Consider the following 23572-nt stretch of genomic DNA (forward strand, 5'->3'; position numbering starts at 1 on the left):
ATCTCCATGTTGTTGCACTCAAAACGTCGTCAATTAGGTTTTACGTTACTCGAAATTATGCTGGTACTGGTGCTGCTTTCTATCAGTGCGGTAGCGGTGATTTCGACCCTGCCTCAGAGTCAAAGTGACGACACCAAACAGCAAGCGCAGCGTTTATACCAAAGGCTACAACTGTTCAATGAAGAAGCGATGTTGGCAGGCAAAGACTTTGGTATACGTGTTGATGAAGCCAAAAAGCAATACGTGTTTCTCGAATTGACTTCTGAAGGTTGGCAGCGCGTGTCACTCAGTAAAGTCCCAGAAGAGACGACCTTGCCAGAAACCTTGTCGATCAAACTCGATTTAAGCACGGGTATCTGGGGCGAGAGTGACAGGTTATTTGAGCCCGGCTCTTTGTTCGATGAAGACATGTTTGACGATGTGGAAAAAGAGAAAAAGCCGGAAAAGCCACCACAAGTCTTTATTCTCTCTAGCGGAGAGATTACCGAAGGCGCATTTGTTGTCGCGCCGGTGAATCGAGCATTGCAAGATCAAACCTGGTACGTCGAAGTCAAAGAAAATGGGCAGTTGGCGCTTATGGATGTGAAAGACTGGAATGAAAAAGACCGTTAGAGGCATGACTCTGCTTGAGGTGCTGATAGCGCTGGCGATATTTGCCACGGCGGCCATCTCCATCATCCGAGCGGTCAGTCAGCATATTAACACTCTGAGCTATCTGGAAGAGAAGGCGTTTGCCAGCATGGTGGTCGACAATCAGATGGCTAAGCTTATGCTCGACACTGCAAAGCCTAAAGCTAAGAAAGGCAAAGAGAAACTGGCGGGGCGCGAGTGGTATTGGAGCATTCAACCGGTTGAAACGGCAGATAACTTACTCTCGGCGGTGGATGTGAGCGTTGCCACTGATGCGAAAGCGAGCCCGATAGTGACGGTGAGAAGCTATGTCGACAAGTAACCGTGTTAAAGGCTTTACCCTCATCGAAGTTCTGGTGGCCATTGCAATTTTTGCCAGCTTAAGCGTAGCGGCCTATCAAGTGGTGAATCAGGTGCAGCGCAGCAATGAGCTTTCTCTAGAGCGCAGCACTCGACTACAAGAAATTCAGCGTGGCTTTGTTTATCTAGATAGTGACTTTAAGCAGTTGGCGCTGCGTCAGTTTCGTCATGAAGGGGAAGAGCCTTTGTCTCGTCTGATGCTTTGGCAAGAAGGGTTATTGGAGTCTGAAGGGCGCGGTTTACTGTTTGCTCGTCTAGGTTGGCTTAACCCGCAAAACCAATTCCCACGAGGTGAAGTGGCTAAGATAGGCTACCGCCTTCAAGAAGGTAAGCTTGAGCGTTTGTGGTGGCGTTATCCGGATACTAGTGTGGGCGAGCCTCCTGTGGTGCTCCCCATATTTACCAAGGTGGAAGCGTTTGATATGCGTTTTTACAATGGCGAATCTTGGACTAATGAATGGCAAACTGACATGACACTGCCGGTTGCAGTGGAAGTAAAAATCCGTTTTGAGGATTTTGATGAAATTAACCGTATTTATCTGACCCCAGCGGGTACGCTCAATGCGACATCTGGTGGCAACAACAATGGCTCAGAGGGTGGCAATAACCAAGGTAATAACCAGGGCAACAACCAAGGCGGTAACTCATGACAAGAGTGACGGTTAAATCCCAAAAAGGGGTCGCCTTGATTGTGATTCTTCTGTTACTTGCCATTATGGTATCTATTGCAGCTACGATGTCGGAGCGCCTATTTAGTCAATTTACTCGCGCGTCTAATCAGGTGAATTATCAGCAAGCTTATTGGTATGCGATTGGCGTCGAAGCATTGGCTTCAGTAGCGATAAAAGAGAGCTACAAAGACAATAAAGACAGCGTCAACCTCAATCAGCCTTGGGCGATTGAAGAGCGTACTTATCCACTCGATTATGGTGAGGCGACGGGCTACATTCGTGATATGCAGGCCTGTTTTAATATTAATGCTTTATCGACAGTACAGCCTAATCAAAACAGCGCAACCAAGCCATTTTTAGTGCGCTTTTTCCAAAAGCTGCTCGAGGAAAGCGGGGTCGAAAACTACCAAGCAGAGCAGGTGGCGGACTCCACATGGGAGTTTGTCAATAAAGAGACCAGTGTGCGCTCGGTATCCGGTGTCGGAGACAGCTACTATGAATCGCTTTCTCCTGCCTATGTGGCGGCCAATGGTTTGATTGCTGATAGCTCAGAGCTTAGAGCGATTAATCAGATGAGCGGTGAGGCGATGCTCAGTATAAGCCCTCTTGTATGTGCGTTGCCAACAAGCGATTGGCGCCTCAATGTAAATACGCTGGTTGAAGAGCAGGCTGGACTGTTATCAGCGTTGTTTGCGCCGAATCTCTCGCTCGAAAATGCGAGACAAATGATAGAGAACCGTCCATTTGATGGTTGGTCCGGAATTGATAAGTTTCTCGCTGAGTCGCAGATGGCCAGCGTGGATGATAATACTAAACAGCAAGCGCAACAGTACCTTGCTGTAGACAGTGCCTATTTTGAAATGGACACTCAGGTTGTTGTTGGAGAGTCGCGGATGCGTCTTCGCAGCCTGATTTATAGCCAAGATAGGCAGGAAGTGACGGTCGTTCGTCGTCGATTTGGAGGATTTAGTGAGCGAGTTCTTAACCGTTCGCCTGAATAGCCAACCAGATAGCCAAATACATTGGGCGGTATGGTCAACTAGTCAGCAAGAAGTGATAGCCAGCGGAGAGCTTAATAACCTCGACCAGCTCGCTGACATAAAAGAATATGCGCAGCAGCGCGTGACGTTGCTGATGCTGAGTGGACAGGATGTGCACTTTGCTGATGTCGAGATCCCAGCAGGTGGCGCGCGTCAGTTTGAGTCGATGTTGCCGTTTATTGTCGAAGATGACATCGCACAAGATGTCGATGAACTGCACTTTACTATTTTCAGTAAACAAGGTGGCCGCGCTTCTATTGCTGCAATGGATCGACAATACCTAACGCATGTCATTGACCGCTTTGCAGAGCAAGGCATAGAAATCAAAAAAGTGATCCCCGATGTCTTGGCATTGCCGCAAACAGAGCATGTGAGCGCGATTCATCTCGATGGTCAGTGGCTGTTTCGTACGGGCAATCAAAGCGGTCTCGTTGTCGATGAGGATTGGATGGATGCGGTTATTGATTCCGACTACCTGGTTCAATCGACGAGTGACGATGACAGCAAAGTGGTGATAGAGAGCTACTCTCCGGTTGCCAAGTCGCTGGCTGAGCGATCTTTGCATATCGATTGGCAAAGCATGCCGCCAGAGCCTGCGATGGCTCTGCTTTCAAAAGGCACCGTAGAAGCGAGTGCTAACTTAATGACCGGTGAGTTTAAGCCGAAAGCATCGTTCTTAAGGCATTGGAAAGTTTGGCAGAAAGTCGCCATTGCGGCCTCAGTGCTTATTGTTGCATTAGTCGCACAGCAAGTGGTGCTGGTGAATCAATACGAGGCACAAGCGGAGGCCTATCGAGCCGAAAGCGAACGAATTTTCCGAGCGGTTCTGCCAGACAAAAAGCGTATCCCTACGGTGAGCTACCTTAAGCGCCAGCTGGATGATGAGCTGAAGAGCTTGGGAGGCAGTGACCTGTCGAGTGCCTCTGTGTTGGAGTGGCTGTCGAAACTTCCCGACACGGTAGGGCAAGTGAATGGCATGCAAGTGCAGAGTTTTACTTTCGATGGCAACCGTAATGAAGTTCGCATGAATGTCACCAGTCGCGACTTTGACAGTTTCGAGGCGGCGCGAGTGAAGTTAGAAACGCAATTTGAAGTATCCCAAGGGCCACTTAACCGTAACGGCGAGGTGGTCATGGGTAACTTTGTACTTAAGAAGAAGTAGAGTGTAATGAAAGGATTATTACTGAACCTACAAAGCTGGTGGCTGAGTATCAGCCAGCGAGAGCAGCGACTGGTCGTGGCTTGCTCACTGGTGATCTTGCTTGGCATTGTTTATTGGGGAATCTTAGCCCCTTTTGCTCAGCGTACTGAGCTTGCGCAGTCGCGTATCCAGTCGGAGAGGCAACTGCTTACATGGGTGAAGCAAAAAGCGGATGATATATCTCAGCAGAGACAAGCGGGTGGGGTGGTTGTCTCTAAGGATCCGCTTAACCGCGTGATTACCTCGTCGACCAATCGATTCAGTATTGAACTCATTCGTATGCAACCACGCAACGATCAGTTGCAGGTATGGATTAAGCCGATTCCGTTTGAGTTCTTTGTTAATTGGCTGTTTTACTTACAAGACAATCACGGTGTGACGGTTGAGATCCTGGATATCGACAAGACCGATAAAAATGGCGTTATTGACGTCAACCGATTGCAATTTAAAAGAGGTGGCTAAGTGGTAAAAAAAGTCATCAAATACAGCTTATTGTGTACCACAGTTTTTGCCGTTAGCGCGATTTACCACCTGCCTGCCAGTGTTGTGATGAGCTATGCCCCTATGCCTAGAGAGCTCGCTCTGGATGGCACTACAGGCACTATTTGGCAGGGCAATGCGCAGAATGTTCGATTCCAGCAATATTCCATTGGTGATGTGTCATGGCAGTTTAGTTGGTCTAGTCTTATGACGCTCTCTCCGGAGTATTCATTACGCTTTGGTCGCGGCAGCTCGTTGGGTTTATCGGGGCGGGGAAATTTTGGTGTGAGCATGTCTGGTGCTTACCTTGAGAATGTTCTTGCTTCAATACCTGCAGATACCGTGGTTCAGTACGCGCCTATTCCAGTGCCGATTAAAGCGGGGGGGCAGTTAGAGCTTGCCATTAAGTCTCTCAATTATGCATCGCCATGGTGTGGCAGTGGTGACGGGAGTTTGTCGTGGAATGCTGGGTACATTGAGTCGCCTATCGGTAGCTTAGGACTGGGGCCGACAATTGTAGACTTATCTTGTGACGACAGTGTGCTTTCAGCTGCGGGTAGCCAAAACAGTAATCAGGTGTCGAGTGAGTTCTCTGCGAGTGTAACGCCGAATAGACAGTATCAATCACAGGCGTGGTTTAAGCCTGAATCTGAGTTTCCGACTAACATGCGTCAGCAGTTGAAATGGCTTGGCAATCCAGATGGCGAAGGACGGTATTTGTTTAATTATCAAGGGCGCTTTTAAGCGAGCGCTAGTTTAAACAGAAAAGGAGGCTAAGCCTCCTTTTCTGTATTTGAGTGGTTTACAGCGACGTGTTAGCTTTGTACTAGGATCTGATCCCACGGCAGATCTCGATCACCAATCACAATAAAATTAGGGTTCTCGAGTGTTTCGCGCTCGTTGTAAGAGAGTGGCTCTAGCTCGGTATCAACAATGGTACCACCGGCTTCTTCAACAATGCATTGTGTCGCCGCTGTGTCCCACTCGCCAGTGGGTCCTAGGCGCAGATAGCAATCGACAGCGCCTTCCGCGACCAAGCAGGCTTTGAGCGCGGCAGAACCAAGAGGCACTAAGTCATAGTTCCAGGCAGAGCTCATTCGCTTTGTGATGCGATTGATATTCTGACGGCGGCTAATGGCAATAGCGATAGATTGCTGTGGCATCTCATGTTTGAGTATTTTGATGCGCAGGCTTTCTCCTAGGCTTGGAATTTTCCATGCCCCTTTGCCTTCATAAGCGTGATAGGTCACGCCGGACACCGGTGCGTACACGACTCCCATGATTGGCTTGTTGTTGCTCACTAATGCAATGATGGTCGCAAAGTCGCCGCTGCGGGCGATGAACTCTTGAGTGCCATCAAGCGGGTCTACTAGCCAATAAGTGCTCCATTGTGAGCGCTGCTCTAAACTAATATCCGCTGCTTCTTCAGACAAAACAGGGATATCTGGCGTCAGCTCAGAGAGCTTTTCCATAATCAGTTTATGCGCAGCTAAGTCAGCGCTGGTCACTGGGGTTTCGTCATCCTTGATAAAGGCTTCGTAGTCTTTGTTCTCATAGATGTCGAGAATAAGCTGGCCAGCCTGACGCGCGATGTCGATGACAGCAGGAAGGTGATGCGATAAATCTAAATGTCTTGTTGCCACGTTATAACCCCAACTCTGACTTCATTCTTAGCATTAGTAGCAATGCGGTAATACTGCGTGCTTCTGAGAAGTCGAGATGAGTAAGTAGCTCATCGGCTTGTGCCAATGGCCATTTCACGATTTCTAGAGGCTCTGGTTCGTCCCCTTCGAGTTGCTCTGGATAGAGGTCTTGAGCAACAAACAAAGTCATGCGACTGGAGAAGTACGATGGCGCGAGAATCACCTCTTTGAGTGGTGTTAGCGTGTTGGCGCCAAAACCAATTTCTTCTTTGAGTTCACGTACCGCCGCTTGCTCAGCACTCTCGCCTAGATCGATGAGTCCTTTTGGAAAACCCAGTTCGTAGCGCTCGGTGCCTGCTGCATATTCGCGAACCAGCAAGATATCCCCATGCTCAGTGATCGGCACCATCATGACCGCATTGCGACCACTCGGTTTCATGCGCTCATACGTGCGCTTTTCGCCGTTCGAAAACGCTAAGTCTAAAGCCTCAATTTTAAATAGCCTAGATTCAGCTACTGTCTTTTGGGCTAAGATCTCAGGTCCTTTTTTGGATGGCATGGGCGTTCTCCTCCGCTGGGTGCCAGTGTTTTCTGAAACGCTTGATCGTTTGAAACATTAAGCACTTGGCACTCGAATAGTAGTTAGTGATCAATATATATAGGATTTGGACGCGCGCCAAATGGTAGTGCTAAAAAAAAGAGCGCAAAGGTTTACCTTGGCGCTCGATTCGAAAACAAATTTGGCAATGAGCCATCCTTGCTAGTAGTAAGAATGCTCGCCGCGATCGTGCTCTGTCATATCTCTGACTGCGGTTAGCTCACCAGAGAATTCTTGAAGAAGCTGTTTCTCGATGCCTTCTTTTAGTGTTACATCCACCATTGAGCAACCGTTACAGCCACCGCCGAATTGGACGATAGCGATCCCTTCTTCAGTAATTTCCATCAAACTTACGTGACCACCGTGACCCGCTAGCTGAGGGTTAACCTGAGTTTGGATAGCGTACTCAACACGCTCCATCAGTGGCGCATCATCGGAAACTTTACGCATTTTTGCGTTTGGCGCTTTTAGCGTTAGCTGTGAACCCATTTTGTCGGTAACGAAGTCGATCTCTGCATCTTCTAGAAATGGTAGAGATAGCTCATCAACGTAGGCTGATAGTATTTCATACTTGAATTCGGTGTCGTTCGACTCAACCGCTTCTGGTGGGCAGTAAGACACACCACACTCAGCGTTTTGAGTGCCTGGGTTAACGACAAAAACACGGATGTTCGTTCCCTCTGGCTGTTGAGCCAGCAGTTTAGCGAAGTGGCTTTGAGCACTTTCTGTAATAGTAATTGGATTTGACACGACGAATACCTGAGTAAGATTGTAGGTTATTGCCCCCATTCTACTCTTGTCACGAGTAGATGCCAAAAAATTTTGCACATCCTCTGCGCAATCTGGCTGATAACCCAGCAGTGGGCTTACTTTGGGGTACGGCATAAACAATAAATATCGATTTTTTCTACGTTCACTTCAAGTAATAATTCACTCAGATGCCGAACGGTTGCGCCGGTTGTGACCACATCATCAATAATGGCGACGTGTTTTGATGTTGGTCTTTGTTGGAGAGAGAACGCTTGGCGTACATTCTCCAGTCTTTGTTGCCGATTCAGGTTTTTTTGAGTTGCGGTGTGGTGGTGTTTGCGAAAAACGCTGTCTGCGGTTTCGACCTCTGGCAACTGCTGTGCGAGTTGCAGCATCAGAAGCTCACTAAGGTTAAAGCCTCGTTTTAATTCGACATGAAGCAGCGTCGGGACACAAATCAGCAGTGGTGCGGGTTCATCGTTGATACGTTCTGCGAGCAATTTACTCAGCGGTGGCAATAACCAAGGCTCCCTATGTTGTTTTATGCGCTGGATAAAAGATGATAGAGGTGGCCGGTAATCGCCAAGACAAATCAGCGTTTGCCACGGAGGCGGTGTGGTGAGGCATGTGCCGCAGATCTCGGCGGTATTGTCCATAGTCAGGCCACAGCGTCTGCAGCGATGACGTTCAAAGTTAAACAATGACTGGCAGTGCTCACACCATAGATTGTGACCAAGAGAGCGGTTAATGGTGAATCCGCAGACATGACATTGTTTTGGTAGCCGAGATAAAAATCGCATTGGTCTGAGTTGACGTGTAAAGGAATCCTATTAGCATGGAACAATTCGAAGCAGAAAAAGAACCAAATCAGTAGGAGATCGTGTGAGCAGTTCGGCAAAAGTACATTGGCAGGTGGAAGGGCAAGGACCTGATTTGGTGCTAGTACACGGTTGGGGCATGAACGGCGCGGTATGGTCTGCATGCGTTAGTGAGCTGGCTGAGCACTTCACCGTGCATACGGTTGATTTACCTGGCTATGGCTACAGTCATCAAATTGGCTACGAATCTTTGACTGAGCTGGTGAACGCATTGCTAGCAGGAGCACCAGAGCGTGCCATTTGGCTTGGCTGGTCACTAGGTGGGTTGATTGCGACACACATTGCCCATGAGTATCCAGCGCGTGTCAGTCAGTTAGTTACCTTGGCGAGTTCACCAAAATTTTCCCAAGGAGAGGGGTGGCGCGGGATTAAACAAGACGTACTCGCGGCGTTTATGACTCAGCTCAGTGATAATTTCACGGTGACGATTGAGCGTTTTATGGCGCTGCAAGCCATGGGTAGTCCAAGTGCACGCCAAGATATTAAGCAACTCAAACAAGCGGTGCTTTCTAGGCCTATGCCTTGCCCCGATGCATTGATGTTAGGTTTACAGTGGTTAGATAAACTTGATTACCGCAGTGAGCTTGCTGCGCTAACCATGCCTGTGCATCGCTGGTATGGGCGCTTAGACGGTTTGGTGCCGGTGCGAGTCGCCAGTTTGTTAGATAGACAGATGGAGGCTCATCAAAGTCATATTTTTACCGCGTCTTCCCACGCTCCCTTTATTACTGAAACCGCTGAATTTATCGCGCGGGTTCGTGAGTTAGATCGCTAATTTTTGCGGTTTTTTTGCACAAATAGGTAAAGGTTGGCACTGTTTTTCCGATAATCTAATAGATAGATTGCTCGTCGGTCTAGGTTAGTTGTTGAGGTTTGGCGAAAATCACTCACAGCAGAGGAGCGTGACCTATGATAGTGTCGCCCAACAGTGTTAGTGCCCCAGTTATAGCCCCGTCGGTCAATCCACAAACTGAGCAGGCGGCGCGTGACAACAAAGTGCGTGAACCGATCGTGCCTACGGTTGAACTGGCAAGGACGAATGCTGAGCGCCGAATTAATGAGGAAGAAAAACGCCGTAAACGTTCGGCATGGGATCCTGCTGAGCATCCAGACTATGATGCTGAAGAAGCGTCCCTCGAACGTGAAGACCCGATTGAGCGCCTGTTTTATTTGCTGTCACTGAGCAGTTACAGTCAGTCTCAAGGTAAGGGATATGCGATGCGTTTTCGCTTGCCTGCCAAAGTGCTTCAAGAAGCGTTGATGGCAGGAAAAATGGCCAAGCGACGTACGGTGATTCGCTATCACTATGGACACTCGGTGGCACCGAATACGCCCTCGGATATTATTGCCGTTGGATAACGCTTACTATTAGAAAGCAAAAAGAGCACTCAAGGTGCTCTTTTTGCTTTTTTGGGCAGGTTACTTTTTCGCTTTCGCGAAGGCGGCAGCGAATGCCCCACCCATCGCACTGCTGCCTGTTTCTTGGTGATTTGAACGTTGACGTTGACCGCCACACTGATTGTCACGCTGGTTGCCACGGGCGGGTTTGTTTGAACGAGCGGGGCGGTTATCCGCACCAGGTTCATCGTTGAGGCGCATTGATAAACCAATACGCTTGCGGCCTGCATCCACTTCCATGACTTTCACTTTTACGATATCACCGGCTTTCACCACTTCACGCGGGTCAGCGACAAACTTGTCAGTTAGCGCAGAGATGTGCACCAAACCATCTTGGTGAACACCGATATCCACAAACGCACCGAAGTTAGCCACATTCGAAACGACGCCTTCGAGAACCATGCCTGGCTCAAGATCGTTGATAGTGTTGACACCTTCAGCGAAGGTTGCCGTTTTAAACTCTGGGCGAGGGTCTCGACCAGGCTTATCTAGCTCTCGGATGATGTCGGTGACCGTTGGTAGACCGAAGGTCTCATCGGTGTAATCAACCGCATTGACGGTGCGAAGGAAGCTGCTGTCACCGATGATAGATTTCATTGCGCGACCGGTTTTCTCCGCAATGGTTTTGACCACAGGGTAAGCTTCTGGGTGCACGGCTGATGCATCAAGCGGGTTCTTACCATCCATGATACGTAGGAATCCAGCACACTGCTCAAACGCTTTAGGGCCAAGTCGCGCCACTTTTTTAAGTGTGGTACGAGCTTCGAAGCGACCGTTTTCATCACGGTAGTCGACAATGTTTTGTGCCAGCGTGGAAGATAAGCCCGCGACACGAGTTAGTAGCGCAGCAGAAGCGGTGTTTACATCAACACCGACAGCGTTTACACAGTCTTCCACAACGGCATCGAGACGCTTAGCCAGCATGGTCTGGCTTACATCATGCTGATACTGACCCACACCGATGGATTTAGGGTCGATCTTCACAAGCTCCGCCAGTGGATCTTGCAAACGTCTCGCAATAGAAACCGCACCGCGCAGGGATACGTCCATATTTGGGAACTCTTTTGCTGCCAGTTCAGATGCTGAATACACAGACGCGCCGGCTTCACTGACGATGATCTTCTGCACTTTTAAGTTACCGCGTTTGATGACATCTGCTGCAAAACTATCGGTCTCGCGCGATGCCGTGCCGTTACCGATGGCAATCAAATCGACGTTAAATTGGCGAACTAATTTATCCACTGCATGGGCGGCTTTGTCGTACTGTTTTTGAGGAACATGCGGGTAAATGGTGTCGGTTGCGAGCACTTTACCAGTGGCATCTACCACCGCGACCTTACAACCGGTGCGCAGACCTGGGTCGAGGCCAAGCGTGGCTTTTGGACCGGCGGGCGCGGCCATCAACAGATCTTTCAAGTTGGTGGCAAATACCGTAATCGCGTCGACTTCAGAGCGCTCTTTGAGTGCGCCCATCAGTTCGGTTTCCATGTGCATGGAGACTTTAATGCGCCATGCCCAGCTGATGACTTGTTTGCGCCATGCATCTGCCGGTGCCTGGCTAAGATGAATGCCGTAGTGCTCAGCAATCAGAGTTTCGCAGTAGGACTCACGAGCGTTTTCTTCGTTGGCAGGGTCGGCGTTAACCGATAGCTGCAAGAAGCCTTCATTACGGCCGCGAAGCATCGCCAGTGCACGGTGAGACGGCACTTTGCTCATTGCCTCATCGTGTTCAAAGTAGTCTTTGAACTTTTCACCGTCTTGCTCTTTGCCAGTCACAACGCGTGAGCGCAGTTCAGCGTGGCGATTTAGGTATTGACGCACTTTTTCGAGTAGGTCGGCATCTTCTGCGATGCGCTCCATAATGATGGCACGCGCGCCATCCAAAGCCGCTTTGCTGTCGGCAATGCCTTTTTCACTGTCGATGTAACTCGACGCAGCAGTTTCAGGTTCATTGCTTGGATTTGTCCACAACAAGTCGGCTAAAGGCTCAAGGCCGGCCTCAATAGCAATTTGACCTTTGGTGCGACGTTTAGGTTTGTAAGGTAGGTACAGATCTTCAAGACGAGTTTTGTTGTCCGCATTCTCAATTTCACTGCGCAGCTCTGCTGTAAGCTTGCCCTGATCGTCGATGGATTTCAGAATCGTCTGACGTCGGTCGTCCAATTCACGCAGGTAGCTTAAACGTGAGTCTAAGGTGCGAAGTTGAGTATCATCCAGCCCCCCAGTGACCTCTTTTCGATAGCGAGCGATAAATGGAACTGTGTTACCGTCATCAATTAGGGTAACGGCGGCTTCAACTTGCTTGTGACTGACGTTCAGCTCTTTAGCAATCAGTTGACAGATAGCTTGGCTCATCCGTGTATTCTCTTTTTTGTTGTGTGGGGAGTGCGCGGGCACTCCTAGATATCCATAGGATATAAGGGCATCAGCAGTGATTTGCAATTCCCTGGTCATTTTTCTGCGCCACGTTTCTGATACACGTTTCTGCTATGGAGAAAGGTGAAACCAAACGAGGAATTGCTAATTTATTGATAATCGCGTGGATATTCCGTTGATTTTCTGTAAAGTTTAAGGGAGTCGGTAAACGTAGTGAGTCGACCGTTGTCTTAGGAACTCATGCGTATTTAGAGCCAGTCGATGAATGGATGTATTAAAATGAAAACTACAGCAACTAAATTGGCGTTAATTCTAGCCACAATGACAAGCGGGTGGGCTATGGCTGCACCAGATCTCTCTACTACACAAGCACCGGTTCTTTCTATTGAGGATAAGATTGTCCTTGGACGCGTTGAAAGTGTTTACTACCAAGATATTGAAGCGCTCGAAGGCATTCCATTTGTCGGTAAAATCGATACGGGCGCTGATACTACATCAATGCACGCTGAAGACATTAAGGTCATCAGTAACAATCCTAAGTACCAAGGACTCAGTGACGAGAAGCTGATGCAAACCATCGTCGATGAGTATGGTGGCTCAGCGAGTGACTGGTGGCTAAAAGAGTTCGATAATGACGAGCGCAACTTCCAAGGCGTAGTGAACTTCACTTTGCGCCACCCTTACACGGGTGAAAAGATTGAAATGGAGCGCCCATTGACGCGCACCAGTGTCATTCGAAGCCGCACCAGTTCGACGCCTATCTACCGCCCAGTTGTCACTTTGCCAATGACCATTGCTGGCAAGACCGTGGACACGGAAGTGAACCTTACCGACCGAAGCGGCTTTAGCGCCCCAATTTTGATCGGTAAGACCTTCCTAGCCAACAACGCTTGGGTTATGGCTGGATACGACTACCTGCAAGAACAAAAAGACGCGCAAGTGATTGGTCGCCGAGAATCCGGCTCGGTGACAGATGTGCCGGTAGACGTCAGCATCTCTTTGTCGAACAACTACAGCATTCTCAATGCGCAAAATATTGAGGTAGACAAAAAAGCCAATTCAGTAAGCTTCGATTTGGTTGGCAAGGAAGGCGCACAAAAACGTGTCACTTATCCGTTAGTGAAAATGCTTTCAGTGTCAGGCAATGAGTACCCAATGATCTTTGTACCATTTAAAGGTGGTAAAGACTTTGAAGGTACGATTCAGGTTTACCTTAAAGATCGCTCGAAGCAGAGCACTCAGCTTCGTCTAGGTCTGAATACGCTTAACAAGAACTTTATTGTCGATACCGGCGCTAAAGGAAAGCTTGAGAAGAAAAAGCAGAGCTTTGCAGCTCGCATGAAAGACAAGCCGCTGGTGGTCTCACCAACGGAAAGCTTGATCCTCGATGGTGTTCAGCTTGATGCCGAACCGTCGTTTGCGGTAAACACGCCGCTTCTGAAAGTCAGCAGTTTCGAAATCATTGAAGCTAAGGGTCGCGACAAAGTGGAGTACTACTTGTCGAGTGATTTAGGCAATGAAGAGAAGATCCGCAAAACTATTTTACGCCGCATCAAAGTGGGCGATACGGTAAGGCCGGTGGTCGATGGTGAGTTCATCGTTGGTGATCGCACCGTTACTGTAGAGTTTGCACTTGAAGCACTCGATAGCGATGAAGGGGATAAGCCATACTTTATCATCGGTAAGAAAGCCACAAAGGCGGGTGTACTGGTGAATACTCGCAGTGAGAACCTACTCGATGCCTACCCTGTGTTTACGGCAGGGCATATTGAAAATGCCACGGTGGAAGGGCTCTCTTTCCCAGTGAAACTGGATACGGGTGCCGACGTCAGCTCAATGAACGCGACCAACATCAAGCAGTTTGAAAAAGATGGCAAGAAAATGGTGACCTTCACCTACACCAATGACATGGGTATGAAGCAAGAATTTACCCGCGAAGTGGTGGATGTGATGCGCATTCGTGCTAAAGCTGGGGAGAAGGCCAATGTTCGCCCTGTGGTCAATATGCGCGTGAAACTTGGCGATGTTGAGAAAACAGTACGTGTGAACCTGCAAGACCGCTCTCGTTTCCACTACAGTATGATTCTCGGTAAGAACTTCCTCAAGTATGGCGTTGTGGTCAGTAGTGATGAGAACTTCCTGTTGGGCAACGAGATAGGCAGTCACTAACGACAGCCTGCTGGATATAAAAAAATGGCCGCGAACTTCGCGGCCATTTTATTTTGAGTGCTTGTAGAGATTCAGAGCTTTTTGAGATTGAGCGCTTAAGACTCTTTCTTATCCTGAGAGTTAGTTTCGTCTTTCGTCTCTTCAGCTTTTTGTGGCGTTTGGGCTTGAGGCTCAGGCTTTTCGACTGGTGCTTCTTCGTCATCATCGTCTGAGTTATCAACGATGCTGTGTTTTTCTTTCCAGTTTTCCCAGCGCTGATAAGCCAGTTCTTGCATGTCGGTGGTTTTGTCCACCTCATCGACAATCTCTTGCCCCAACAAGTGCTCGAAGATGTCTTCTAGAGTGATGATGCCTTGAATGGTGCCGTACTCGTCGACAATCATCGCGATTTGCAGGCGCGCCGCCATCATCTGTTCAAACGCTTTCGGCAACATGATGGTGTTAAACAACACCTGGATTGGGCGCATCACCGATCCTAGTTGCTTCTCGCCGCTGCCTTGCTGTTGAAGCTTAAATAGCTCCAAGCGGTGTACAAAGCCGAGAATGTTGTCTTTCTGCTGGCTGTACACCAATGGGCGTGAGAACGGCGTCTCTTTATGCTCAGTCAAAAATTCATTGATGGTCATCTCAGCCGGTACGCGGAACACCACTGGACGAGGCGTCATTACTTGCGTTACTGGGATGTCTTGAATATTCAAAATGTTATTCAAGATGTTCGATTCGCCTTCCGCAAACTCGCCGCTTTCTTTAGCTAGCATTGCCATTGCTGATAGCTCATCACGCATTTTCGGCGTTTCATGGCCGCGCGCTAGGCGTTTTGTAATTTGCTCTGAGAACCAAACAAATGGCGTCAGTGCCCACACCATCCAACGTAGGATAGTGGCTGAAACCGGAGCGAGTTGACGCCAGTAGGTCGCACCAATGGTTTTCGGTACGATTTCTGACAACACCAGAATAGCCAGCGTTAATACTGCTGAGAAGACGCCTAGCCATTGGCTACCGAACACTTTTGCCGCTTGCGCACCGGCACTCGCCGCACCGATAGTGTGGGCGATGGTGTTTAGGGTCAAAATAGACGCTAGGGGTCTATCTAGCTCTGCTTTGAGCTTGGTTAGCTTTTCTGCCGCAGGGTGACCCTTTTGTCTCAACTGAGCAAGATAGCTTGGGGTGATACTTAAAAGTACCGCCTCTAATACCGAACAGATAAAAGAGACACCAATAGCGACAGTAATATAAACCGTTAAAAGAAACATTCATTTCCTAGGTAAGTGCACACATCAACCTAACTTTGCTGCAAAAATGAGCCTGTGCATTGTTGGTGAGTGCTTAAAAACAGTAGCGACAGACCAATTTATCAGGCTTATCAGTTGAGTCGCAGTGCATTTATGGGACTTTATGCAATAAATTACAAGGTTTCAAACTTAATCTTTGGGTAACAAATTGTGAGTTATTGCTCATAAAACGGTTAAATCTACGTCATAAGCGATAAAGAAGCGCTACAAACCTTTGCCAGATGGGGGCTTTATGATTTAGAGTGGGCTTTAACTCGATAACATGAAGAAGGGAAACCTAATGAACAAGACCCAATTAATCGATTTTATCGCTGAAAAAGCTGACCTATCTAAAGCACAAGCTAAAGCAGCGCTAGAAGCGACGCTTTCAGGCGTATCTGAAGCGCTAACTGAAGGTGACCAAGTTCAACTAATTGGTTTTGGTACGTTCAAAGTAAACCACCGTGCAGCTCGCACTGGTCGTAATCCAAAGACTGGTGAAGAGATCCAAATCGCTGCTGCTAACGTTCCAGCATTCGTTGCTGGTAAAGCACTGAAAGACGCAGTGAAATAATTTTTACAGCACCGATGGCTTCATCGGTGCTGTTCTCTCCATCTTATTCTTCCCCAGGATCGATTGTTAAGCGTGTTTTGAATCAGCGCGATTACCTATCTGTCTCCTCACTTTAAGCTTCATTTAACTGAACGCGACGCACCATTTACTGTCTTAACTGTGTCACTCGGTGTAATTCGTTTATCGCGCGTTCAATAGAGGTGCCTCGCAACTATGAAAAGAATACTGTTGGTTTCGCTTCTCGCAGCTAGCTTGCTTGGCTGTTCGTCTTCTCCTTCTCCGAGTATCAATCAATTTTCAGACTATACCGGTGGCCAGACATTGGGTGATGCGACCAGTTTTTATTGGTATACCGAAAAACTCACTCGCCCTCATAGTGCTGCTGATTACGTCAACATGAATGACTACGGCTGGTATCAATCAAATTATCGCTGGAGCGGCGATACTCTGAGAGAGTTTGTACGTGAAGGGGTACAAAATGACTTGGAAACGGGATCCGTGACTTACCGCATCCACGTACGATTTAACAAAGAGGGTGAGGCGATTTATCAGCAGTACCGCCGTAATGGTAAAGTGCTACCAGTGAAAAAAGCTCAGCTTGAAAATTACCAACGTGAAGCTTCGCTGTTAGTTGAACGAGTAAAAGAGCAAGACAGTGACGGCTTAGAGCTTGTTCAAGGCCACTGGGATGGTGAGACACTAGAAACGTGCAGCGGTATAGAATTCAATAACATTAAGTTTGAGCAGAGCTTACCAAGTTTTGTGGTTTCTCGTTTGGCTGAAGTGGAAAGCTATGTGGCGTTCTTGGGCAGCACACGGTTGACTGGCGCAAGGGTAGAGCAGTTACTGATGTTGGCCGATGGCGCCAAAGACTGCATTCCAAGACCTGAACTGATTTAATACATTTCCCAGAACAAATTAAAAAAGGGTGCCGATTGGCACCCTTTGTCATTTTGAACTTGGCTCAATTACTTTTGCTCGCGAGCAATCGCACGATAGCCGATGTCGTTGCGGTGGAACATGCCGTCCCAGCTGATCTTCTTAGTCAGCTCATAAGCGCGCGCTTGAGCCTCAGATACCGTGTTGCCTAGTGCGGTTGCGCATAGTACGCGACCACCGTTAGTCACAACATTGCCGTCTTTGTCTGCTGTACCTGCGTGGAATACCTTCTCGCCTTCCACTTCTGTTGTTGGTAGGCCAGAGATAACATCACCTTTGTTGTAAGACGCTGGGTAGCCACCTGCAGCTAGAACGATACCGATAGAAGCACGTGGATCCCACTTAGACTCAACTTGGTCTAGCTTCTTGTCGATCGCAGCTTGGCAAAGCTCAACCATGTCAGATTGCATACGCATCATGATAGGTTGAGTTTCTGGGTCACCGAAACGGCAGTTATATTCGATAACCTTAGGCGTACCATCTTTGTCGATCATCAGACCCGCGTATAGGAAACCTGTATATGGGTTACCTTCTGAAGCCATGCCGCGAACGGTTGGGTAGATAACCTCTTCCATAATGCGGTTGTGGATTTCTTGCGTGACAACTGGAGCCGGAGAGTAAGCGCCCATGCCGCCAGTGTTAGGCCCTGTGTCCTTATCACCAACGCGTTTGTGGTCTTGGCTGGTTGCCATTGGCAATACGTTTTCACCATCAACCATCACGATGAAGCTTGCTTCTTCGCCGTCTAGGAATTCTTCGATAACCACGCGGCTACCAGCGTCGCCAAATGCGTTGCCAGCCAGCATGTCTTTGATTGCGTCTTCTGCTTCTTCTAGCGTCATCGCAACGATCACACCTTTACCAGCCGCAAGACCGTCAGCCTTAACTACGATCGGAGCACCTTGCTCGCGAACGTAAGCCAATGCAGGCTCAATTTCAGTGAAGTTAGCGTAAGCGCCAGTTGGGATAGTGTGACGAGCTAGGAAGTCTTTGGTGAACGCTTTAGAGCCTTCTAGCTGAGCGGCTGCTTGAGTCGGGCCAAAGATCGCTAGGCCGGCCTCTTGGAATGCATCCACAACACCAATTACAAGCGGTGCTTCAGGACCTACAATCGTTAGCTCGATGTTTTTCTCTTTTGCAAACGCTACCAGGCCTTGAATGTCTTCAACGTCAATAGCAACGTTTTCAAGCTTTGGCTCAAGCGCAGAACCTGCGTTACCTGGTGCGACGAAAACAGTTTCAACATTTGGATTCTGAGCCACTTTCCAACCCAGAGCGTGCTCACGACCACCAGCACCAATAATTAGAACGTTCATAATATATCCTTTGATTTTGCTCCTCCCCTTAATAAGGGGAGGCTGGGAGGGGTAAATAGCGATCTCGCAAACTGACCCCCTCTAACTCCCCCTTAGCAAGGGGGAGAACCAAAAACGAATTAGTGACGGAAGTGGCGCATGCCTGTAAAGATCATCGCCATGCCATGCTCGTCCGCTGCTGCGATAACTTCGTCATCACGCATAGAGCCACCTGGTTGGATAACGCACTTAATGCCAGCTTCTGCTGCAGCGTCAATGCCATCACGGAATGGGAAGAATGCATCGGATGCCATTACGCAGCCTTCAACCTGTAGACCTTCGTCAGCCGCTTTGATGCCAGCGATTTTTGCAGAGTACACGCGGCTCATTTGACCTGCGCCTACACCGATAGTCATGTCGCCTTTCGAGTAAACGATCGCGTTTGACTTAACGTACTTAGCCACTTTCCAGCAGAATAGTGCGTCTTTTAGCTCTTCTTCTGTTGGTTGACGCTTAGAAACCACTTTAAGGTCATCTAGCGATACCATGCCTTGGTCGCGGTCTTGAACCAGAAGACCACCGTTAACGCGCTTAACGTCAAAACCCGTCGTCTTAGTTGTCCACTCGCCACACTCTAGCAGGCGAACGTTTTTCTTCGCCGCAACCACTTCTACTGCTTCAGCAGAAACAGAAGGTGCGATGATGACTTCAACGAACTGACGCTCAACAATTGCTTTCGCTGTTTCTGCATCTAGCTCTTGGTTGAAGGCGATGATGCCACCAAACGCTGACGTTGGGTCAGTTTTGTAAGCGCGGTCATACGCCTCAAGGATGTCTTTACCTAGCGCAACGCCACATGGGTTGGCGTGCTTAACGATAACGCAAGCTGGCTCATCAAACTCTTTCACACACTCAAGTGCTGCGTCAGTGTCGGCGATGTTGTTGTAAGACAGAGCTTTACCTTGGATTTGGCGAGCGGTAGATACAGACGCTTCTTCTGGGTTTGCTTCTACGTAGAACGCAGCGTCTTGGTGGCTGTTCTCACCGTAGCGCATGTCTTGCTTTTTCACGAACTGTTGGTTAAACGTGCGCGGGAACTTAGATTCAGCATCACCCTCTTTGTTCTCACCGTAAGATGGAACCATAGTACCGAAGTAGTTAGCGATCATGCCGTCGTAAGAGGCTGTGTGCTCAAAAGCTGCGATAGCGAGGTCGAAACGTGTCTCTAGAGTAAGAGATTTGTCGTTTGCGTCCATTTCAGCAATAACGCGCTCGTAGTCGTGTGCGTTAACAACGATAGTTACGTCTTTGTGGTTTTTCGCTGCGGAGCGAACCATAGTTGGACCACCGATATCAATGTTTTCCACTGCGTCTTCTAGCGTACAGCCCTCTTTTGCTACGGTTGCAGCAAATGGGTATAGGTTTACCACAACCATATCGATTGGGTTGATGCCGTGAGTCGCCATCACGTCGTCGTCTTGACCGCGACGACCTAGCACACCACCGTGTACTTTCGGGTGTAGCGTCTTAACACGACCATCCATCATCTCTGGGAAGCCAGTGTAGTCAGATACTTCAGTTACTGCGATGCCTTGCTCAGCAAGAAGGCGAGCAGTACCACCAGTAGAAAGGATATCAACACCGCGTTGTGCTAGTGCTTGTGCGAACTCAACGATACCAGTTTTGTCAGATACGCTGATTAAAGCGCGGCGAATTGGACGAGCGTTACTCATGCTTCTGTTTCCTCAAAGTCACAGATTGTGTTGCTGTGTACAGGGCAAACGATTGGTTTGCTCTGCGGATTTAAAGATAGTTGCCAAACAGGACGGGTTCTTTCATGATTGAGGCGACCCAGTCGTCTGTTGGGCAAATACCCTTGGTATTTTTACCACCGGGGTGGCGATGGCGCGTATTCTAACCAATCTATTACAAAAAAGCTCGCGCAATCGTTTGGCATAGGCAAAAAAAGTGCAAAAAAGCCTACTAAAGAACACTTTTGTAACAAAGAGGTTAATTTAAACGGTTATGTTTCAAATAGGTGAGTTAGCAAAACGCTGCAAGGTGACGTCAGATACGTTGCGTTTTTATGAAAAGAACCAATTGATTGCTCCTGTTGGTCGCAGTGACTCGGGTTACCGTCTTTATAATGAAGAGAGTCAAAGGCAAGTTCGTTTTATTCTTAAGGCGAAAGAGGTTGGTCTGAGCTTAGATGAAATTAAAGAGCTGCTTGGAATTAAGCTTGAGGCCACCGAGCACAGCTGCTCTGAAGTAAAAGCCATTACCTCTAGCAAGCTTGAACTCATTGATGACAAAATCGCTGAACTTACCAGGATTCGTGCCGCGCTTAAGAAGATCAATGATGCCTGTTGTGGACATGACCATGACGCGAGCCACTGCTCAATACTCGCGGCTCTAGAAGTCGCAGATGAAAAATCGTGACGAAGAGAAGACAAGGGAGACATTGCCTCCCTTATTACTGAGTGCGGCTTACGATTGCACTTTAAATGCGCCCACACCGACACTTAAAGTGTTGCCATTTTCCATCAATTGCTCACTGGCTTCGGCCAGCTTTTTCGCCTCATTGGCCGACTGGCTGCCATGATCGGCAATTTGCGTCAGATTTTGACTGATTTCATCGGTCGCTAAGGTTTGCTGAGAACTCGCTGCGGCAATTAGCTCATTGAGAGAGGCAATGGCACTGATGCGTTGGTCGATTTGCTGCAGTGCTTGTCTTGCTTGTTCCGTGTGCTCGATAGTTGCCGTGGATTGCTGTTGCGTCAACGTCATTGACTGGCTGACCTCTGCCGCTTGGGTTTGCAGCTTTTGAATGATCTGCTCAATCTCATCGGTACTGCTCTGAGTTCGAGTCGCAAGCGTTCTTACTTCGTCCGCGACTACGGCAAATCCACGCCCTTGTTCACCTGCTCGAGCGGCTTCTATAGCAGCGTTGAGTGCCAATAGATTGGTTTGCTCGGCGACGCCGCGAATGACCTCAAGCACAGAGCCCACTTCCTGCGTTTCTGTTGCTAGCATCTGAATGTTTTGGTCCGTTTCAGTGAGCTGCATCGATAATGCCTGCATATGTGAGGTGGCACGCTCAATCACTTCACCGCCGTGTTGACCTTGAGAGCTCGCTTCCTGAGCGGCCTCAGCAGCCTGCTGGGCGGAATTCGCGACTTCTCTGTTACTGGCATGAAGCTCATTCATCGCAGAGGCAACAGTATCGACCGCTTGCTGCTGTTGCTCTGATTGAGCTGCGCCTTGCTGAGCAACGGTATTTAGCGCGATGGCCGCTTGAGTAATGTCCTCGGTGACAGGCTTGATATCACGAATGATGCTCTCGAGCTTGTGGGTGAATTGATTGAACGCTTTCGCAATATGGCTCAGCTCATCACTTCCGGTTTCGGGTAGGGTCTGCGACAAATCGCCATCGCCACTGGCAATATCGTCTAATGCCGCCAATGTATCACGGCATGGTTTGATGATGCTGCGGCCAATGATATAGGCAATTGCCAACATAACAGCCAGAGCGGCAATGACACTCATCAATACCTTTTGGATGGCTTGCCAAGTGAGCGCATTCACATCATCGACATAAACACCTGAGCCAATTACCCAGCCCCAGGGCTTAAATAGTTTGATGTATGAGACTTTCTCGACGGGAGACTCAGAGCCTGGCTTTGGCCACATGTAATGTACCAGACCTGACTGCTGCTGTTTAGCGAGGGTAACCATGTCGACAAACAGTTTCTTCCCGTTGGGATCGGCAATTTGGCTAAGATCTTGTCCATTGAGGGCTGGCTTCATTGGGTGCATGACCATGGTGGGAGTGAGATCGTTGATCCAAAAGTAATCATTGGCATCATAGCGAAGACTTTGAACGGCATTGGCTGCCCCTGTCTTAGCTTGTTCTAGACTTATCTCTCCTTTGATGTGTTGCTGGTGGTAGTGCTCCACTAAGGTATAAGCCGTTTGCACTAAGTGTTGGGTCTTGTTTTGTTTGTTGGTCATTAATGACTGCTGATAATCGAGCAGTGCCAAAATGAGTGGAATAAATAGAGCAACGGAAACGAGTCCAATGAGCAGAAACAGTCGATGTTGAATCGAAATGCGGCGCAGAAGCGGAGTAGTCATAGCAAGAATTCCTTTCTTGGAAAAAGAGTGCATCACCTTTAGTCATTCGGCATGCTGATTGTTGTTATAGCTATACCCTATGCCATGTTCTGCGCTGACTCTATGCCACTATCGTCTAATTATTAAGCGGGTCACAAAGCTGGGTTTGAGCCCAGCTTTGCATTTGTGGGCATGGTTGCTTATGTATAGAACCACTTATTACAACCCACTTCCTTTTGAAGTTGACTCAAATCGAAAGCTATAACTGATAGTCATTGCGCTCAGTGGCAAGTTCAGAAAAATATTCGACAAACTCAAACTGGACATGATGCTTGTCTTGAAAATAGGCACTTTGACGATAGGGGTGTTCGCCACCCATGTGATCAAGCGGGTAACCAGCGTCTTCAAGTCGTGAAATGGTCTTTTTTAGATCGTCGACCACAATGCCAATGTGTTTAACTCCAATCCAAGGCTGCTGCCATGTTCCGGCCTCTCCTTCGCCGCCATCTTGGATAGTGATGTAACTCTCTTCTGTTCCAACGTGATACCAGCGCATCGGTTTACCAAACCAATCATCGGTTCGACCTTCTCCTCGGATCGACCAGTCAGGTAGTGCAGCAAGTAGCAGTCCAACACTGTGCTCGGCATCTATTACGGTAATATTGGCGTGTTCTACGTAGCTTTTCATAACGTCTCCTTGTTTGTGTTTGAATAAAAACAATCGCTGACGTTAACGGTAAATCCTCAAGTTAAGTTGAGGTCAAGAGGGAATCTAAGATTAGTTGTTGAGGGGGATTTGAGCGAGATTCGGACAAAGAAAAGGGTCTGAAGCGTGTGCTCCAGACCCTTTAATCTCAAATAGTTCGCTAGAGGCGAATTAGTTCATGCCGTATTTCTTAAGCTTCTTACGAAGAGTACCGCGGTTGATACCCATCATTGTTGCTGCGCGAGTTTGGTTACCGCGAGTGTACTGCATGATGGTGTCTAGTAGCGGCTGTTCAACTTCCGCTAGAACTAGTTCATACAATTCAGTGACGTCTTGACCATTTAATTGAGCAAGGTAGTTCTTTAAAGACGCTTTTACAGAGTCACGTAGCGGCTTCTGTGTGATTTGGTCTGAAGATGTTACTGTAGTAACTGTCAATGGTTCTGAAGTCAAATTTTGTTCGAACATAATCGGTTTAGC

The 23572-nt window shown here is 48.4% G+C and carries 25 protein-coding genes; 13 read left to right on the forward strand and 12 right to left on the reverse strand.

What is annotated here, in order from left to right; translation table 11 throughout:
- Positions 1-12 precede the first annotated feature (12 nt).
- From gspH to L4C42_RS08440, 7 genes are read left to right on the forward strand one after another with little or no spacing between them, the layout of a single operon-like run.
- Entirely contained in the window at positions 13-612 is a 600-nt protein-coding gene (gene gspH / locus L4C42_RS08410) for a type II secretion system minor pseudopilin GspH (protein ID WP_429760245.1), read from the forward strand.
- Positions 596-952: a type II secretion system minor pseudopilin GspI gene (gene gspI / locus L4C42_RS08415; RefSeq protein ID WP_112460933.1), complete on the forward strand. Its 357-nt coding sequence runs from the start codon at positions 596-598 to the stop codon at positions 950-952. Before gspH ends, gspI begins: the two co-directional genes overlap by 17 nt.
- Positions 939-1640 carry a type II secretion system minor pseudopilin GspJ gene (gene gspJ / locus L4C42_RS08420; protein WP_353497355.1) on the forward strand — a complete coding sequence of 234 codons (702 nt, stop codon included), beginning with the start codon at positions 939-941 and terminating at the stop codon, positions 1638-1640. The genes gspI and gspJ overlap by 14 nt, the downstream gene beginning before the upstream one ends.
- Entirely contained in the window at positions 1637-2662 is a 1026-nt protein-coding gene (gene gspK / locus L4C42_RS08425; RefSeq protein ID WP_353497354.1) for a type II secretion system minor pseudopilin GspK, read from the forward strand. Before gspJ ends, gspK begins: the two co-directional genes overlap by 4 nt.
- Positions 2631-3863, forward strand: coding sequence for a type II secretion system protein GspL (gene gspL, locus L4C42_RS08430; protein WP_353497353.1), 1233 nt, complete (start codon positions 2631-2633; stop codon positions 3861-3863). Before gspK ends, gspL begins: the two co-directional genes overlap by 32 nt.
- 6 nt (positions 3864-3869) lie before the next feature.
- Entirely contained in the window at positions 3870-4364 is a 495-nt protein-coding gene (locus tag L4C42_RS08435) for a type II secretion system protein M (protein ID WP_353497352.1), read from the forward strand.
- Entirely contained in the window at positions 4365-5126 is a 762-nt protein-coding gene (locus L4C42_RS08440; RefSeq protein WP_429760088.1) for a type II secretion system protein N, read from the forward strand.
- Positions 5127-5197: 71 nt separating this feature from the next.
- On the opposite strand, the gene cysQ is transcribed toward L4C42_RS08440, so the two are convergent.
- From cysQ to L4C42_RS08460, 4 genes are all read right to left on the reverse strand, one after another.
- The gene (gene cysQ / locus L4C42_RS08445; RefSeq protein ID WP_353497350.1) at positions 5198-6025 is read right to left on the reverse strand and encodes a 3'(2'),5'-bisphosphate nucleotidase CysQ; all 828 of its coding nucleotides are present in this window, start codon (positions 6023-6025) and stop codon (positions 5198-5200) included.
- A gap of 1 nt (position 6026) precedes the next feature.
- Entirely contained in the window at positions 6027-6584 is a 558-nt protein-coding gene (gene nudE, locus L4C42_RS08450; RefSeq protein WP_112460929.1) for an ADP compounds hydrolase NudE, read from the reverse strand.
- A 201-nt stretch (positions 6585-6785) separates the two neighbouring features.
- Positions 6786-7412 (reverse strand): Fe-S biogenesis protein NfuA, encoded by a 627-nt coding sequence (gene nfuA / locus L4C42_RS08455; RefSeq protein ID WP_418641794.1) that lies wholly within the window; start codon positions 7410-7412, stop codon positions 6786-6788.
- 77 nt (positions 7413-7489) lie between these two features.
- Positions 7490-8173: a ComFC family protein gene (locus tag L4C42_RS08460; protein ID WP_353497348.1), complete on the reverse strand. Its 684-nt coding sequence runs from the start codon at positions 8171-8173 to the stop codon at positions 7490-7492.
- Between the two features lie 82 nt (positions 8174-8255).
- Here L4C42_RS08460 and bioH point away from each other — a divergent pair, with 82 nt between their 5' ends.
- On the forward strand, positions 8256-9026 hold the full coding sequence (bioH, locus tag L4C42_RS08465) for a pimeloyl-ACP methyl ester esterase BioH (protein ID WP_429760092.1): 771 nt from the start codon (positions 8256-8258) through the stop codon (positions 9024-9026).
- Between the two features lie 134 nt (positions 9027-9160).
- Positions 9161-9610: an ATP-dependent Lon protease gene (locus tag L4C42_RS08470; RefSeq protein ID WP_353497346.1), complete on the forward strand. Its 450-nt coding sequence runs from the start codon at positions 9161-9163 to the stop codon at positions 9608-9610.
- Positions 9611-9670: 60 nt separating this feature from the next.
- On the opposite strand, the gene L4C42_RS08475 is transcribed toward L4C42_RS08470, so the two are convergent.
- Positions 9671-12004, reverse strand: a complete 2334-nt coding sequence (locus L4C42_RS08475) for a Tex family protein (protein WP_353497345.1) — start codon at positions 12002-12004, stop codon at positions 9671-9673.
- A gap of 300 nt (positions 12005-12304) precedes the next feature.
- Between L4C42_RS08475 and L4C42_RS08480 the strand changes: the two genes are divergently transcribed.
- Positions 12305-14194, forward strand: a complete 1890-nt coding sequence (locus tag L4C42_RS08480) for an ATP-dependent zinc protease family protein (protein WP_353497344.1) — start codon at positions 12305-12307, stop codon at positions 14192-14194.
- 95 nt (positions 14195-14289) lie between these two features.
- Here L4C42_RS08480 and L4C42_RS08485 read toward each other — a convergent pair whose 3' ends face one another.
- On the reverse strand, positions 14290-15447 hold the full coding sequence (locus L4C42_RS08485; RefSeq protein ID WP_353497343.1) for a CNNM domain-containing protein: 1158 nt from the start codon (positions 15445-15447) through the stop codon (positions 14290-14292).
- Positions 15448-15766: 319 nt separating this feature from the next.
- On the opposite strand from L4C42_RS08485, the gene hupA reads away from it, so the two are divergent.
- Together hupA and L4C42_RS08495 are read left to right on the forward strand one after the other, a co-directional pair.
- Positions 15767-16039, forward strand: a complete 273-nt coding sequence (gene hupA / locus L4C42_RS08490) for a nucleoid-associated protein HU-alpha (RefSeq protein ID WP_006073404.1) — start codon at positions 15767-15769, stop codon at positions 16037-16039.
- Positions 16040-16252: 213 nt separating this feature from the next.
- On the forward strand, positions 16253-16939 hold the full coding sequence (locus L4C42_RS08495; protein WP_353497342.1) for a DUF1481 domain-containing protein: 687 nt from the start codon (positions 16253-16255) through the stop codon (positions 16937-16939).
- A gap of 68 nt (positions 16940-17007) precedes the next feature.
- On the opposite strand, the gene purD is transcribed toward L4C42_RS08495, so the two are convergent.
- The 3 genes from purD to L4C42_RS08510 all read right to left on the reverse strand — a co-directional run bounded on the left by purD (position 17008) and on the right by L4C42_RS08510 (position 20288).
- Positions 17008-18294, reverse strand: a complete 1287-nt coding sequence (gene purD, locus L4C42_RS08500) for a phosphoribosylamine--glycine ligase (RefSeq protein ID WP_353497341.1) — start codon at positions 18292-18294, stop codon at positions 17008-17010.
- Positions 18295-18413: 119 nt separating this feature from the next.
- Entirely contained in the window at positions 18414-20006 is a 1593-nt protein-coding gene (purH, locus tag L4C42_RS08505; protein ID WP_353497340.1) for a bifunctional phosphoribosylaminoimidazolecarboxamide formyltransferase/IMP cyclohydrolase, read from the reverse strand.
- A 102-nt stretch (positions 20007-20108) separates the two neighbouring features.
- Positions 20109-20288: a hypothetical protein gene (locus tag L4C42_RS08510; protein WP_418642301.1), complete on the reverse strand. Its 180-nt coding sequence runs from the start codon at positions 20286-20288 to the stop codon at positions 20109-20111.
- Positions 20289-20298: 10 nt separating this feature from the next.
- Between L4C42_RS08510 and zntR the strand changes: the two genes are divergently transcribed.
- The gene (gene zntR, locus L4C42_RS08515) at positions 20299-20712 is read left to right on the forward strand and encodes a Zn(2+)-responsive transcriptional regulator (RefSeq protein ID WP_353497339.1); all 414 of its coding nucleotides are present in this window, start codon (positions 20299-20301) and stop codon (positions 20710-20712) included.
- A 48-nt stretch (positions 20713-20760) separates the two neighbouring features.
- On the opposite strand, the gene L4C42_RS08520 is transcribed toward zntR, so the two are convergent.
- The 3 genes from L4C42_RS08520 to fis form a co-directional block, all read right to left on the reverse strand.
- Positions 20761-22407: a methyl-accepting chemotaxis protein gene (locus L4C42_RS08520; RefSeq protein ID WP_353497338.1), complete on the reverse strand. Its 1647-nt coding sequence runs from the start codon at positions 22405-22407 to the stop codon at positions 20761-20763.
- A 238-nt stretch (positions 22408-22645) separates the two neighbouring features.
- A complete protein-coding gene (locus tag L4C42_RS08525; protein ID WP_353497337.1) occupies positions 22646-23074 on the reverse strand; it encodes a VOC family protein in 429 nt (142 codons plus the stop codon).
- A 189-nt stretch (positions 23075-23263) separates the two neighbouring features.
- Positions 23264-23560, reverse strand: coding sequence for a DNA-binding transcriptional regulator Fis (gene fis, locus L4C42_RS08530; RefSeq protein ID WP_042478607.1), 297 nt, complete (start codon positions 23558-23560; stop codon positions 23264-23266).
- Positions 23561-23572 lie beyond the last annotated feature (12 nt).

It is taken from the genome of Vibrio wakamikoensis (assembly GCF_050337275.1).
GTDB lineage: Bacteria > Pseudomonadota > Gammaproteobacteria > Enterobacterales > Vibrionaceae > Vibrio > Vibrio chaetopteri.